Here is a 12935-nt window from a genome sequence, read left to right as displayed (position 1 = left end):
CGCGGTCTTGAGGACTGGCGTTCAGGAATTTGCCGGATGGACACCACTGGCGACCATCAGAAGAAGGTGGCCATGGCCTCCGCGGCGAGAGTTGACGGGCCGCCCTGTGATCCGTGACGGTCGTGTTGCCTTCCTCACTTGAGCATCTGGCCCGTCGCCTCCCAGAGCTGCACCTGCTCGTAGTAACGGTCGGTGTGCTGGATATGCGCCCCCTGGACGAGCTCACGGAAGCCCACTGGCACTGGGTCTGGAAACTGAACGTGATGACCAGCGTCCTAGCCGTTCAGGCCTTTCTTCCACTCATGCGCCGCCAACCGGGTGCAGGCATCGTCCTGACGGGTTCAGGCTCTGGTCTGGCCATTCGGGAACCGGATCCCCTGTCGGCGCTGTACGCCACGACCAAGCACGCGCTGACGGGCTACGCTGGCGTCCTCCGCGCGGCGCTGGCTCCAGAAGGCATTCATGTGACGCTGCTGGTGCCGTCCGGTGTCGAGGGGAATCTTGCAGCAACCTCAGCGCGGAGCCGCGCAGCGCTGCTGGGAGAGTCTGTGGATGAGGTGCGGGGCCAGCAGCCAGCGGGACGGGTGTTGCTGCCCGCCGCAGCGCTCGGAGAACAACTGGTGCGCGGCCTGGAGGGCGAGCGCACGTAGGTGAACAACCGTGGCGCGGCGTTCCACGCCGCGCTCATGGAATGGTTGGACGAGTGGCACCATGACACGGTGGACTAAACAACCCTACACTGAAAGGACAGGGGTTTGGGAGCGACTAAAGTCGCCTTGACGCCATGACACCTACGTCCCTCTCTTGGACGAGTTGCCTGTCATTCGGTATCGGTTGCAGGGTAGTTTTTACCTCCTCTGCCGAAATGCCTGATCTCACAGCCGCTTGCACTCCAGTACATGGCTTCAGACCAGAGCGTTGGAACAGTGAATTTGATGCACCATTCGCGGAGAGTCTCGTGGCTAACCTCGATACCGCGCTGGTGGAGCAATTCTTGGACGTCTCGGTCACTCAGGGGAAAGCGGTGGTACTTCCAAACCGCGTGCTGGATGATGTCATCGGGAATCGGTGGCGGTACGGTTTTGGGTCGGTCGCGGACGGCCAGCCTACCCCAACCCAGTTAAGGCAACACAACCCAAACAGGATGAGGCGGAGGTAGGCAAGGGCGCCGGATTGCCTAAAGGCGCCGCCCAAAGGTTCGCCGTCCTTCAAGCCGTGCTCTACAGGCAGGAGATGTCAAGGTGAACCGCCTTGTACAGCACCGGCGAAGGTGTAGACCACCTTACTCGTCTGGCCTGACGTTCCCCTGGCGCCGTCCCGTCTTCGGGGAACCTCTCCCCTGCCCTGTCAACTCCTGCTCGCCCGTCAACAGGGCCGACGCTTCTGTCAGCAGCCCAACGAGCCGCTTCTGGTCGGCCGCACCGAGCTGCGCGAGGCGCTCGACCTTGAGCAATCCCTGTAGGGTGGTGATGGCCTGGCTCACTCCCTCAGCGACCTCCGGCGTGGAGGCGTCGGCCCGCACCCGTTGCCGCAGTTGCTGAACCGACAATGAGGGGGCCTCGCGCAGCAAGGCCGACTGCAGAGGTTCAGGTGCACGCCGGAGTGCGATGGCTTTGGTGTATTCGAGCCTGCCTTCCCGAACCGCCTCCAAAAGTGCGGACGGCAACCGCAAGACGGGCAGCCGGTTGGCGACGAACGACGCCCACTCACCCCTCGCCAGCCCGCGGAAGAGGGTATCGAGTTTGGCAATGGCTTCCCGGTCTTCTTCACTGGCCCGCCCCAGGGCCGGATCGCGCATCTTCATCGATTTCCAGCGCTCCAGTCTGGGCGTCAGTTGAGCGCGCGGCAGGTCAAGCTCAGCCGCCAGGATATCGAGCACGGCATCGACCTCATCCACCGGGTTGAGGTCTTCCCGCTGCAGGTTTTCAATGGCGGCGAGTTGCTGAATCTGTCGTTCACTGAGGCCAGTAAAAATCTTGACAGGAACGGTCGACAACTCCGCCGCCTGAGCCGCCCGCAAGCGCCGTTCACCTGAAATCAGGTCGTAGCGGCCTTCGGGCGTCTGGTGAACGGAGAGCGGCTGCAAAATGCCGTGTGCGCGGACGCTCTCGGTCAGCCGGGTCAGGGTCTCGGCATTAAAAAAGCGCCGGGGCTGCTGGGTGCGGGGCTGGATCAGGTCAAGCGCGAGATCCGACTGGGCCAGGGGAGCCTGACTGCCGGTAAATCCGGACATCAATTCGCTGGGCTGCCCAGCAGCCTTCAAGGGCCCGATCTGCAGTTTGGGCCGCTCTTTGCGGCTCACGACGGCACGCCTTCCAAAGCGAGAAAAGCGCTCACCGCCTGGGCCATATCCCGGGCGGCCTCACTGCCCGGCTTGTACACCTGCACCGGCTGGCCGCTCATGCTGGCGTCGTTGTGGTCGGCTGCCCGGTAGCGCACCGCAGGCAGGACCGGTGCCAGGGGCTGCAGCTGCTCGCGGATCATCTCCAGCACCTCAGAATCGTGGCGGTTGCGCTGATCGTACATGGTGGGCAGGAAGGCAGCGAACCCCAGCCCAGGCTTGACCCACCCCAATTCGCTCACCATCCGGGTGAGGCCCGGCAAACCGTCAATGGCCTTGAAACGGGTGGCTACCGGCGCGATCAGGGCGTCAGCCGCCACCAGGGCGTTCACCGTGAGGGTACCCAAACTGGGAGGCGAGTCAATCAGTACATAATCGTACGGCTGGGGCAATTGGGCCAGAATATTGGCCAACCGCCGCTCCCGGCCCAATTTGGCGATCAGCTGCGCTTCGGCGATGGCCAGATCAATGGTGGCAGGGTACAGGGACAGGCCGTGCACATCGATGGTGGGCGGCAAGCGGCCCGCCACACTTTTGGGATCGTCTTCCAGCAGGGCAGCCAAGAGTGTCGACTCTGGCGCTAGCTTCCATTTGTCAGCACCAAGAAAGGAGGTTAAATTTCCTTGTGGATCGAAGTCGACCAGCAGGACTCGGTGGCCACGGGAGGCCAGCTCATAGCCAAAATCGCGGGTCGCCGATGTCTTTCCCACTCCTCCAGCGTGATTGAAAAACGTATAAATGGTCATGACTCTGCCAGCTTACCTGAACCACACATAACGTTATGTGTGGCCGAGGCAGTGCCCAGTCTGGATCTGGCTGCAGACCGCCGTATTGACCTGCAGGCTGATGACACTCCCGAAACTCTGGACAGCCATTTACCATCAGTCGGATCACCCGCTCGGCACAACGAGTCAGCATATTGAGAGTACTGGAGCCAAGATCTCTTCCAGGTCTCCCGCACACCTTCGCCCCCTCGGCCATCCGGCGGTTCCAACATCACCGAGATAATGTTCAGCACAGATCAGCAGGGCATCGTTGAACATACGGACACATATGCCCTCGTCCTTGCTGTCGCGGGGAGGAGCAAAACCAGAACGCTGGTCGGGCGCGTTCAGCATTTCGAAAGGTGCTGTCAGGTTAACCGGTAGGGTGGCGCTGGTGACTGACCCAACGCCCCACCGCCATCGCGTCTTCAGCAGCAGCATCCAGCATGCCATCTGGCTGGGCCTTAGCTGTACTAGCGCTTCCCGCTCTGGGCCCAGGATGTGCAGGAACTGCTTCAGGAGATTCCGTCTTCAAAGTCAAGCGTCGATGACCCACGCCGCTGGTGAGCAGGGAACGCCATGCTCCAAGACCCCGTACAGGAGGTGCAACAATTGCCGCAAGGCGGCGCCTACGATCACCATTTTTGGCTTGCCTTTCACTGGAAGACCGAGACAGAACGCTTTGACGATGGGATTCCCTCGCATCGCTGAAAGGGCAGGGGAAGAGAGCGCTCGGCGTACACTGGCGTTGCCCATCTTCGAGAGGCGCCCTCGTCGGAGAGATGACCCTGAAGTGCGCTGCTGTGGGGTCAGACCTGCAGATGCAGCGACCTGCTTGGGCATGCTCGAAGTCCATGATCTGAACTTCGGCCAGCACTCTCCGGGCGGTGCGTTTGCCCACCCCCGGGATCCTCGTGAGCAACTCTTCCTGACGTCGCAACTCATGATGCGCCAGGACGTGTTCGTGCAGACGCAGGTATACCTCCTGAATTTCCAGATCGAGGTCGGCGATATGAGCGTCAAGAGAAGGACGAGCATAGACATGTTCTGTGCCTTCCACATGGTTGAGTTCTTGCTGCCGGGTCGCCTCGAGCTCCTCCAGAAGATGAACCAAAGCAGTCAAGGTTTGGCATTCGGAGGGCGCTGGGTCCCAAGCTGCATTTTGCGCGAGATGCAGCGCTTCGGTCTTGTCCGGTTTGTTCCGGCTCATTCGGCTCAGCCCATAGGCCTTGCTGCGGGCTGGGTCCACCACACTGACCGTGTGGAGAGCGGCATGGAGGTACGTGGTCAACGGCAGTTGATCCCGGCCGGTGGCCTCCATATAGAAGTGGCAAGTCGGCGTCGCATGGGTGGTCAGCCAAGTGGTCAGCGCTTTGAACCCAGCAGCGGTGTTGGCAAACACCTTGTGGCGCTGAACAGCCCCCTGAAGGAACACCGCATCAAAAGTAGACTGGCTGATGTCGATTCCAAGGGACAGAGAATTCCCGACGCCGGGAAAGGACGTGCTCCACGGTCTCGCTTGCACCTGCAGGCTCACTCCTCAAGAAGGGCCATCGATTCCGTTCGACCACCAGAGCTGGGGGAGGGCGAGCGCATCTCCTGAGCGGGGTCAAGTCCCACCGTGAAAATCGTGTTCATCCCTCCCAGCACCCAAGCGTCCCTGAGCAATGTCGAGTTTCTTCGACTCTCCTAAGATACAAACGCGGTATGTTGGTAAGTCACGACACGCTGAGACAGTGGAACATCAACTTCTCGCCGCTTCTTGCTGAAGAACTCAGTTATCGGAAACCCCACCTCCAGTTGTAACAGACCGTGGACGAGCATCAACGCCGCCCGCCCGTCCTTTTTATTCTTCGGCCTCCTGCAAGGTACAGAGGTGAAGCTGTCGGCGCCCGGTCGCCGGTTCTGTAGGGTCTGAGGGCCGTTTGAAGCGCCTACAAGCCCACTTGATCCATTGGTAAAGCTGAACCCAACAAACCTCCGACATCCAGCAGATAGGCTGAGGCATGGCTTACCAAGCGCAGCTCGATGATGGCCGGACCCTCACGCTTGAGCAGCACGGCGAGCAGACCCTCATCTCTGTTGAGCAGCAGGGACAGGCCCAAGCGTCCGGCACCACAACAGGCACCTGGACCGCTCCGCCTCAGGTCCACCGCCTCCAGGACCGCTTTGTGGTGGAACTCCGGACCAACCCGCCCGTGTATTTCGCGCTGCACGGCAACCAGGTTCAGTCGCTGGGCGAGGCCCCCGACCTGGGCAAACACGGGGCGGTCGAGTTGAAGGCTGTGCCGGACGGTCAGGGTATGAAGCCGATAGAACCCATGACACCCATGAAACCTATGAAGCCCCTGTGACCTCAGTGCAGTCGAGACAGGTAGATTGCTCCCTTTGCTGAACTGATCCATCTTCGATACGGTTCAGCGACTGCACCCACGCCACTTGCGGGTCAGAGCAAAAACAGGTTGAGGCACAGCTTTTTGCCTGAAGGGTTTAGCAACAGGAGAGGGCTGCGGCACGTGTACATTGGCCCTATGCCTTTATCTGACAAAGAACTCCAGAGGAGTGAACACGGCAAGTTGACAGGACGCGTGGCAGTGGTAACCGGGGCGGCTGGCGGCATCGGGCGCGCAACGGCGCTGGCACTGGCACAGGCGGGGGCACGGGTGGTGGTGTCCGACATGCAACTTGAGGCGGGCGAAGCCGCCGCTGCACTGATCCGCGCGGCAGGTGGTCAGGCTGTTTTTGTGGCCTGTGACGTTTCGGAACCCGCACAGGTAGCCCGCCTGATCAAACAGACCGTTGAGGAATACGGCGCGCTGCATATCCTGGTCAACAATGCTGGAATTTCAGGGGGGTCCAGTCTGGCCCATGAGATGGACATAGAGCTGTGGGACCGGGTCATGGCGGTCAACGTGCGGGGTCCCTTTTTGTGCGTGAAAGCAGCGATGCCGCATCTGCTTGCCACCGGCCACCAGGCGGCCATCATCAATATTGCTTCGACCTATGGCCTGATCGGGGCGTTGCGGGCGCCAGCGTACTGTGCCTCTAAAGGCGCGCTGGTCAATCTGACCCGGCAGCTTGCGGTGGACTACGGCCCCCAGGGCATCCGCGTCAACGCCGTTTGTCCGGGGTACATCGATACCGATATGGGCGGCAGCGTGGCCAAATTGCCAGCCGAGCAGGCAGCCGCCGCACGGGCACGGCGTGAAGCCAATGCTGCGCTGCAACCCCTGGGGCGGCAGGCACAGGCGGATGAAGTGGCCCGCGTGGTCGCCTTTCTGGCCTCTGACGACAGTTCCTTTATGACCGGATCTATTGTCACGGTAGACGGTGGCTGCACCGCCACCTTTAACCACGGGCCGCGCTGAAGCAGGCCTGAGGGTTGTATTGCCTTAACCGGAGTCGGAGTAGGCTGGCCTGCCCTGACTGACCGGAAACTCTACCGCCACCGCTTCTCAATGAACGATCATCCAGCACGCGGTTTGGCTGTGCCATCGCTTTCCCCTGAGTTACCGAGACGTGCAGGAACGCCGGAAACCCGGTCGCGTCTGCGAGATGATCGTTCATCACGGCCAGCCCCACAAGGAGTCCGGGGGAACCGGATAAGGCCAGCAGTTTCCGGCAAATTAATGTCAGTCACCTTTGCTGCCAAGCACTCTCGGTCAGGCACAGAGGTCAGTTACACTGTTCAGAGCCGCTCTGCTAGATAGGGATCAGGGTCTAGATCTCTCCCCAGATGTCCAGCTCGGTGAGATTCAGGGTTAGGGGGGGGCCGCCACCGTCTGGGATCAGAATGGTTTTGAGTTCATAAGCGCCCAATTGAAGATGCAGGCTGCGGTTCAAAAAAAGCAGATCCACGACTGCCTGCGTGGGCTGGCCGTGTGTTTCGACCACGCGCAGCACGTAGCCGTGGTCGTCTTCGGCGCGTTTGACCACCGTGATCTGAGCGTTGGCGGGTTCGATTCGCATAAAGGATGCGGCTGAGTCGAGGGGGCCTTCGTGGAAGGTTTCGGGAATCGTCACGGGCCGTTCGGTCAGCGCGGCGGCCCAGCGGGGAGTCTCGGCGTCGCGCCAGGTGAGGTCATGGGGATACAGCCAGTAGGTAAATTGCTGCTCGCCCTGATCCATGAACCGGTAGTTTCCGCCTTCCGTGGGCACGTAGGGATCATGGTGGGCAATGATAGGCGAGCGCAACACCGTCAGCCCCAGTTCATGCTCAAGGGCGTGATAACTGTATTTGGCATCGTTGATCAGGCTGAGACCGCGAACGGCTCCGCTGGGCCGGTGTACGCCGGTCAGGTCAACCCAGCGGTGGCCGGGTTCCTCGTTGCCGTCGGTGGGCCGCTCCGTGACCCCGTAAGGCGCTTCGTAGGTCACCTGTGGAAAGTGCAGATGGGTGGGAAAGATCAGCTTGAGCACCTGCTGGGCTTCGTGCCAGGCGACCTGCACGCGCACCTGTACATACGGCTGGTCGGCATACAGCGTAAATTCCTGCGTCAGCGTGCTGCGACCAAACTGGGCGGTGGTGCGAATGGTGCTGCGAACCGGGCCCTGCTCCAGTAGCGTGCTGTGCCCGTCTGCAAAGTGACCCACCACGTCGTCGTACCGGAACACGCCGTGGCTCCAGGTATCGCTCGGATCGCGCATCACGGTGCCTACAGCGGCTGTTCCCTGAAAGACTTCTGCGCCGCTGCGTTGATCAAGCAGGCGCGAAATGCCGCCTGTCTGGGGATCGATGTCCAGCCGCAGCAGGCCGTTGTCCAGATGCAGGTGGCTGGCCTCCACAGGCGGGGTTTCTGGCGCAGCTTCGGGCAGAATGGTATAGGTGCGGTACCCAAAGGGCGGCAGGTCGGCCATCCAGGTCAGGCGCTTGCGCCAACCCGTTACGGTGGCCTCTGACCGGATGCGCTGCACAGGAATGGGTGTGCCCTGTTCGTCGGTCACGGTAAACTCTGCGGGCACGCCGCCCGTCTCATGCTCGATGGGCACTTGGGTGCGCCACGGATGAGGATTGAAAATGACATACGGCTTGCTGCCCTCGCGGTGGGGCACGGTCACGCGCCAGCTGAGGCGCTGCACGGCTGCATTGGTGATGTGCTGCGCGGTGGCCAGCGCCTCGCCGTATTCATTGCGGGCGTCTTCATAGGCGCTTTCTATAGAGGTGCCCGCCAGAATGTCGTGGAACTGGTTGAACAGCACCCGTTTCCAGGCGCGTTCCAGATCGGCGCGTGGATAGGAAAGGCCCGTAACGGCTGCCGCGAGCGCCGCGAATTTCTCGGCCCGGATCAGGGCCAGTTCGGCGCTACGGTTCCAGCGTTTGACGCCGGAATGCACCGCGTAGCAGCCCACCGCGTGATGGTGCAGTTCATCGGACCAGACCGGAACCTCCAGCTTCCCAACGGCTTCAAAGTAGCGGCTGGGGTCACTGAGCCGCAGCTCTGGCAGACCGCCCTCCGCGTTCATCCGGGCCACAGAGGCGAGGTTTTCGTTGGTGGGGCCGCCACCATGGTTGCCGACACCGTAAAAGCACATCAGCTCATTGACCGGGCCGCCCAGTTCGGTGGTGCATTTGCGGACATGGGCTTCCAAATCTTTGCCCCAGGTGCAGTATTCATATGGAATCCGGAAGGTCAGCACCCGCGAGCCGTCTGGACCCTGCCACCAGAACAGGCGGCTGGGCAGGGCCTGCTCGTGTGGCCCCGGACGCATAAAGGTGTAGTTTTTCAGCCCACTTTTGAGCAGGATCTGGGGCAGGGTTCCGGCGTGCCCAAACGAGTCCGGGTTGTAGCCCGTATCCGCAGTGCGGCCAAAGCGGGCCTGAAAGAACCGTTGCCCGTACAAGCCCTGGCGCACAAATCCTTCACCGCTGGGCAGCGCACAATCGGCCTGCACCCACCAGCCACCTACCAACGCCCAGCGCCCTTCCTCGACCCGCCCACGAATTTCCTCGAACATTTCGGGTTCGTTGTCGGCAATCCAGGACAGGTGCGCCGCAGAGGAACAGGTGAACACAAAGTCTGGATGTTCCGTCAGTCGGTCGAGTGCAGAACGGTAGGTGGCCTTGATTTCCTGAAAGCCCTCCTGCCAGTTCCAGAGCCAGACGGGGTCGATGTGCGCGTTGCCGATCATGTGAAATACGCCGCGTGGATTGGGGGTCGTCATCCTCAAGTGTCCTCTCCCGCTGCCTCTACGAATGCGTCGTCGATGGTTTCGCACAGCACGTGAATCAGCAGGATGTGCATCTCCTGAATGTGCGCGGTGCGGTCGCTGGGGGCCAACAGGGCTATGTGGGCCAGTTCGGCGGCGCGTCCTCCCGCCTCGCCTGTAAAGGCGATGGTGATGGCCCCGCGTTCCCGCGCCACCTGCAGGGCACGGATCACGTTTTCGCTGTTTCCACTGGTGGTGATGCCCACCAGAACGTCGCCGGGCTGCACCAGCGCCTGCGCCTGCCGGGCAAACACTTCCTCAAAAGCGTAATCGTTGCCGATGCAGGTCAGGGCGCTGGAATCGGTGGTCAGGGCCAGCGCGGGCAGGGGACGGCGCTCACGGCGGTAACGGCCCGTCAGTTCTGCAGCAAAATGCTGGGCGTCTGCCGCGCTGCCGCCATTGCCGCAGGTCAGCAGTTTGCCCCCGCCGCGCAGAGCCGTGATGCAGGCCAGAGCTGCGGCTTCGACCTCGGGGCCAAGCGTAGACAGGCGCTCCAGGGCGGCGCGGTGCCGCTCGATATACCCGGTCAGATGGTCGGCAGCACTCACCGGACCACCCCCACGCGTTCCCGGAAAGCGACGGCAGCGGCGCCCAGAATCCCCACATGCTCGGCAAAGGCAGCGGGGCAGATGTCCACACCGCTCAGCAGTGCAGGCATGGCCCGTTGTGCTACCCGTTCGCGCAGGGGCGGAAAGAGCAGGTCACCGAAATTGGTGATGCCGCCGCCGATCACGACCCGTTCTGGATCAAAGGCATTCACGATACTGGCTACCCCCGCCGCCAACAAATCCAGCGTGTCATTCCACAGGTGCCAGGCCACCGCGTCGCCTGCCCGCAGCGCCGCCAGCACGGTCTGGGCGGTGATGTGTGCCTGGGAGGTGCGGGCCAGCACAGATTCCGGGTGCAGCGCCGCCAAATCGCGGGCACGCCGCGCAATGTTGGTGCCCGAGGCATAGCCTTCAAGGCATCCCCGGCCCCCGCAGTTGCAGGGGTCACCGTCGTATTTGACCTGAATATGCCCCAGTTCTCCGGCATTGCCGCGCTTGCCCCGGTACAGTTCACCGTTCAGAATCAGGCCGCCCCCTACCCCGGTCGAGATGGTGAGGTAGACCATGTGCCGGGTGCCCTGGCCTGCTCCGAAATGAAATTCGGCCAGTGCCGCAGCATTGGCATCGTTATCGAGGGCGACAGGGAGCGCCAACGACTCCTGCAGACGGCGCACCAGCGGATAGTCGATCCAGCCCGGCAGGTTGGGCGGATTCTGAATCAGACCTCGCCGGGTGTCGAGTGGACCGCCGCAGCCCACGCCGACGCGCCCGATAGACACGGGACTGCGCCGCAACAACGAGTGACTGAGGTCGAGAATACGTTCCAGCACCTTGTCTGGCCCCTGTTCGGCGTGGGTGGGGGTACGGACGGAGTCGATCAGTTCTCCGGTCTCGGCAACGATTCCAACGGCAAGTTTCGTGCCGCCTATATCGATGGCCAAGACATGACGCGGTGTGGCCTCCAGTGGCAGCGTCGGCAGCGTCGTCATGGGTGGCTCCTCTGCGGTCGGATGGATTTGGGTTGGGGCGGTGGCCTTGGACATCAGCATATACCAAAACCCGCAGTTTTTTTATATATTTAAGCAACTCACCCCAAGCTGCACCCTGTGGGCCTTCGCTGGCTGGAGACGCCAACTGCGTTTTGCCTCCTTTCACCTCAGTTCTGTTGTTGCCGAGCATTTATCAGAATCGCCATCCCACAGGAGGTTTACATGGCACGTATGAGTCAGGCGCGTCGCACAGAAGCCATCAACGGCTACCTGTTTATTGCCCCTTGGCTACTCGGGTTTTTGTTGTTTATCGCTGGGCCGATGCTGTGGTCGCTGTATGCCAGCTTCACCAACTACGACATCACCTCACAGGCCCGCTGGGTAGGCTGGGACAACTACAGACGTCTCTTTTTCGATGACGACCTGTTCTGGATCTCGCTGTACAACACCGGATTTTACGTGCTGTTCGCGGTTCCGCTCAGCGTTTTTACAGGCGTACTGATCGCGGTGTTGCTCAACCAAAAGATTCCGGGTCAGCGTATCTTCCGCACCATCTTCTTCTTGCCCAAAGTCTTGACTGGGGTAGCGGTGCTGCTGCTGTGGCTGTGGGTCTTTAACCCTGACTTTGGCCCCATCAACGTGTTCCTGCGGGCCATCGGCGTAGAAAATCCGCCGCTGTGGTTTGCCGATCCCACCTGGGCCAAGCCTGCCCTGGTCATCATGAGCATGTGGGGCGCGGCGGGCGGCTACATCATCTATCTGGCCGGGTTGCAGGGCATTCCCCGGCACCTGTACGAGGCGGCCATGCTCGACGGCGCTTCTCCTGTCAAGCAGTTCTGGAGCATTACGGTGCCCATGATGTCGCCCACCATCTTTTTCAAACTGGTCACGGGCATCGCGGCGGCCTTTCAGTTCTGGGAAACCTCGCTCATTATTTCTGAAGGCGGCAAAGGCGGCCCCTCCTACTCCACACTCTTTTACGGCCTGTACATGTGGCAAAAGGCGTTTGGTGAATACCAGATGGGCTACGCCAGCGCAATGGCCTGGGTTCTGCTGCTCATTACGCTGATGATTACCGGCCTACAGTTCTGGATTTCTCGCCGCTGGGTGTACTACGAAGGGGAGGCCCGCGAATGACCATTCAACAAACCCCGCCTGCGACCACTGTGCCTGCGGCCAATCGGCCCCGCTTTAACGGCCACATCGGCAAAAACCTCTTCTGGAAAGTGATGGCGTTCGCGCTGCTGTGCGCCATCAGCGTGGCGGTGCTGTTTCCGGCGGCCTGGATGCTCTCCACCGCCCTGAAAGCCGACACGCAGGTGTATGCCAACCCGCCCATCTGGATTCCCGACCCGCTGCGCTTCGACAACTTTGCCAAAGCCTGGTCGCTGGCTCCCTTCACGCGCTACGCCATCAACACCGCTCTGTACGCTTTTGCTGTGGTGGTGGGCACGGTCTTGTCGTCGTCGCTGGCCGCTTACGGCTTTGCCAAGCTGCGGTTTCCGGGCCGCAATTTTCTGTTTGCCATCCTGCTTTCTACCATGATGATTCCCGGCATGGTGACCCTGATCCCGCAGTACATTCTGTTTTCAAAATTGCAGTGGGTCGGCACGTATCTGCCTCTGGTGGTGCCCAGCTTTTTTGCCGGAGCCTTCTTCACTTTTTTGTTGCGGCAATTTTTTCTGGGCATTCCCAACGAATATTCGGAAGCCGCCCGAGTCGATGGGGCCAGCGATTGGTGGATCTGGAGCCGGGTCATCATGCCGCTCTCCAAGCCCGCGCTGGCCACGGTGGCTATCTTTACCTTCGAGGGTGCGTGGGACAGTTACGTGGGTCCTCTGCTGTACCTGAACGACGAAAAGCTCTACACCCTGCAGGTGGGCCTGCAATTTTTCCGCACCGCCACCGCCGTTCAGTGGCAATACCTGATGGCCGCCGCGCTGCTGGTGATGTTGCCCGTGATCATCCTGTTTTTCTCCTTCCAGAAATACTTTGTGGAAGGGGCCGCCGTCAGCGGGGGCGTGAAAGGCTGAGCAAACCCCAGAGTCTTGTCTGAAATCCAGAACGCCCGGTGAATAGGCCGGGC

11 protein-coding genes and 3 pseudogenes are annotated in these 12935 nt (G+C 61.2%); 6 read left to right on the top strand and 8 right to left on the bottom strand.

Going from position 1 to position 12935, the window contains the following annotated elements:
• The first annotated feature begins 113 nt into the window (after positions 1-113).
• Complete coding sequence (locus tag M1R55_RS20390) at positions 114-650, top strand: SDR family oxidoreductase (protein WP_249395251.1); 537 nt, start codon at positions 114-116, stop codon at positions 648-650.
• A 254-nt stretch (positions 651-904) separates the two neighbouring features.
• Here M1R55_RS20390 and M1R55_RS20385 read toward each other — a convergent pair.
• The 5 genes and pseudogenes from M1R55_RS20385 to M1R55_RS32275 form a co-directional block, all read right to left on the bottom strand.
• Positions 905-1059, bottom strand: a pseudogene (locus M1R55_RS20385) (IS6 family transposase); the annotation flags it as partial.
• A 223-nt stretch (positions 1060-1282) separates the two neighbouring features.
• Complete coding sequence (locus tag M1R55_RS20380) at positions 1283-2302, bottom strand: ParB/RepB/Spo0J family partition protein (RefSeq protein WP_249395250.1); 1020 nt, start codon at positions 2300-2302, stop codon at positions 1283-1285.
• Positions 2299-3087 carry a ParA family protein gene (locus M1R55_RS20375; RefSeq protein ID WP_256566035.1) on the bottom strand — a complete coding sequence of 263 codons (789 nt, stop codon included), beginning with the start codon at positions 3085-3087 and terminating at the stop codon, positions 2299-2301. Before M1R55_RS20375 ends, M1R55_RS20380 begins: the two co-directional genes overlap by 4 nt.
• 555 nt (positions 3088-3642) lie before the next feature.
• Positions 3643-3948 (bottom strand): transposase, encoded by a 306-nt coding sequence (locus M1R55_RS32280; protein WP_371827276.1) that lies wholly within the window; start codon positions 3946-3948, stop codon positions 3643-3645.
• Positions 3949-4237: 289 nt separating this feature from the next.
• A pseudogene (locus M1R55_RS32275) lies at positions 4238-4540 on the bottom strand (transposase); the annotation flags it as partial.
• A 571-nt stretch (positions 4541-5111) separates the two neighbouring features.
• On the opposite strand from M1R55_RS32275, the gene M1R55_RS20365 reads away from it, so the two are divergent.
• The 3 genes and pseudogenes from M1R55_RS20365 to M1R55_RS20355 all read left to right on the top strand — a co-directional run.
• Positions 5112-5459, top strand: a complete 348-nt coding sequence (locus M1R55_RS20365) for a hypothetical protein (RefSeq protein WP_249395247.1) — start codon at positions 5112-5114, stop codon at positions 5457-5459.
• A gap of 177 nt (positions 5460-5636) precedes the next feature.
• Complete coding sequence (locus M1R55_RS20360; protein WP_249395246.1) at positions 5637-6473, top strand: SDR family NAD(P)-dependent oxidoreductase; 837 nt, start codon at positions 5637-5639, stop codon at positions 6471-6473.
• A gap of 90 nt (positions 6474-6563) precedes the next feature.
• Positions 6564-6633 (top strand): annotated as a pseudogene (locus M1R55_RS20355) (IS6 family transposase); the annotation flags it as partial.
• A gap of 192 nt (positions 6634-6825) precedes the next feature.
• Here M1R55_RS20355 and M1R55_RS20350 read toward each other — a convergent pair.
• The 3 genes from M1R55_RS20350 to M1R55_RS20340 are packed head-to-tail and all read right to left on the bottom strand — an operon-like array spanning position 6826 to position 10849.
• Positions 6826-9267 carry an alpha-mannosidase gene (locus tag M1R55_RS20350; RefSeq protein WP_249395245.1) on the bottom strand — a complete coding sequence of 814 codons (2442 nt, stop codon included), beginning with the start codon at positions 9265-9267 and terminating at the stop codon, positions 6826-6828.
• A gap of 2 nt (positions 9268-9269) precedes the next feature.
• The gene (locus tag M1R55_RS20345) at positions 9270-9860 is read right to left on the bottom strand and encodes an SIS domain-containing protein (protein WP_256566034.1); all 591 of its coding nucleotides are present in this window, start codon (positions 9858-9860) and stop codon (positions 9270-9272) included.
• Positions 9857-10849, bottom strand: a complete 993-nt coding sequence (locus M1R55_RS20340) for an ROK family protein (RefSeq protein WP_249395244.1) — start codon at positions 10847-10849, stop codon at positions 9857-9859. The genes M1R55_RS20345 and M1R55_RS20340 overlap by 4 nt, the downstream gene beginning before the upstream one ends.
• A 231-nt stretch (positions 10850-11080) precedes the next feature.
• Here M1R55_RS20340 and M1R55_RS20335 point away from each other — a divergent pair, with 231 nt between their 5' ends.
• Positions 11081-11986: a carbohydrate ABC transporter permease gene (locus M1R55_RS20335; protein ID WP_249395243.1), complete on the top strand. Its 906-nt coding sequence runs from the start codon at positions 11081-11083 to the stop codon at positions 11984-11986.
• Positions 11983-12882 (top strand): carbohydrate ABC transporter permease, encoded by a 900-nt coding sequence (locus M1R55_RS20330; RefSeq protein ID WP_249395242.1) that lies wholly within the window; start codon positions 11983-11985, stop codon positions 12880-12882. Before M1R55_RS20335 ends, M1R55_RS20330 begins: the two co-directional genes overlap by 4 nt.
• Positions 12883-12935: the final 53 nt, after the last annotated feature.

The sequence above is a fragment of the Deinococcus sp. QL22 genome (genome assembly GCF_023370075.1).
Classification (GTDB): Bacteria; Deinococcota; Deinococci; order Deinococcales; family Deinococcaceae; genus Deinococcus.
This window is presented reverse-complemented; position numbering and strand designations above follow the sequence as displayed.

Excerpts from the sequence above, each read along its gene's own strand:
- M1R55_RS20375 (WP_256566035.1), bottom strand. The coding sequence starts at position 3,087 with ATGACCATTTATACGTTTTTCAATCACGCTGGAGGAGTGGGAAAGACA.
- M1R55_RS32280 (WP_371827276.1), bottom strand. The coding sequence starts at position 3,948 with ATGCCCAAGCAGGTCGCTGCATCTGCAGGTCTGACCCCACAGCAGCGC.
- M1R55_RS20365 (WP_249395247.1), top strand. The coding sequence starts at position 5,112 with ATGGCTTACCAAGCGCAGCTCGATGATGGCCGGACCCTCACGCTTGAG.
- M1R55_RS20360 (WP_249395246.1), top strand. The coding sequence starts at position 5,637 with ATGCCTTTATCTGACAAAGAACTCCAGAGGAGTGAACACGGCAAGTTG.
- M1R55_RS20350 (WP_249395245.1), bottom strand. The coding sequence starts at position 9,267 with ATGACGACCCCCAATCCACGCGGCGTATTTCACATGATCGGCAACGCG.
- M1R55_RS20340 (WP_249395244.1), bottom strand. The coding sequence starts at position 10,849 with ATGACGACGCTGCCGACGCTGCCACTGGAGGCCACACCGCGTCATGTC.
- M1R55_RS20335 (WP_249395243.1), top strand. The coding sequence starts at position 11,081 with ATGAGTCAGGCGCGTCGCACAGAAGCCATCAACGGCTACCTGTTTATT.
- M1R55_RS20330 (WP_249395242.1), top strand. The coding sequence starts at position 11,983 with ATGACCATTCAACAAACCCCGCCTGCGACCACTGTGCCTGCGGCCAAT.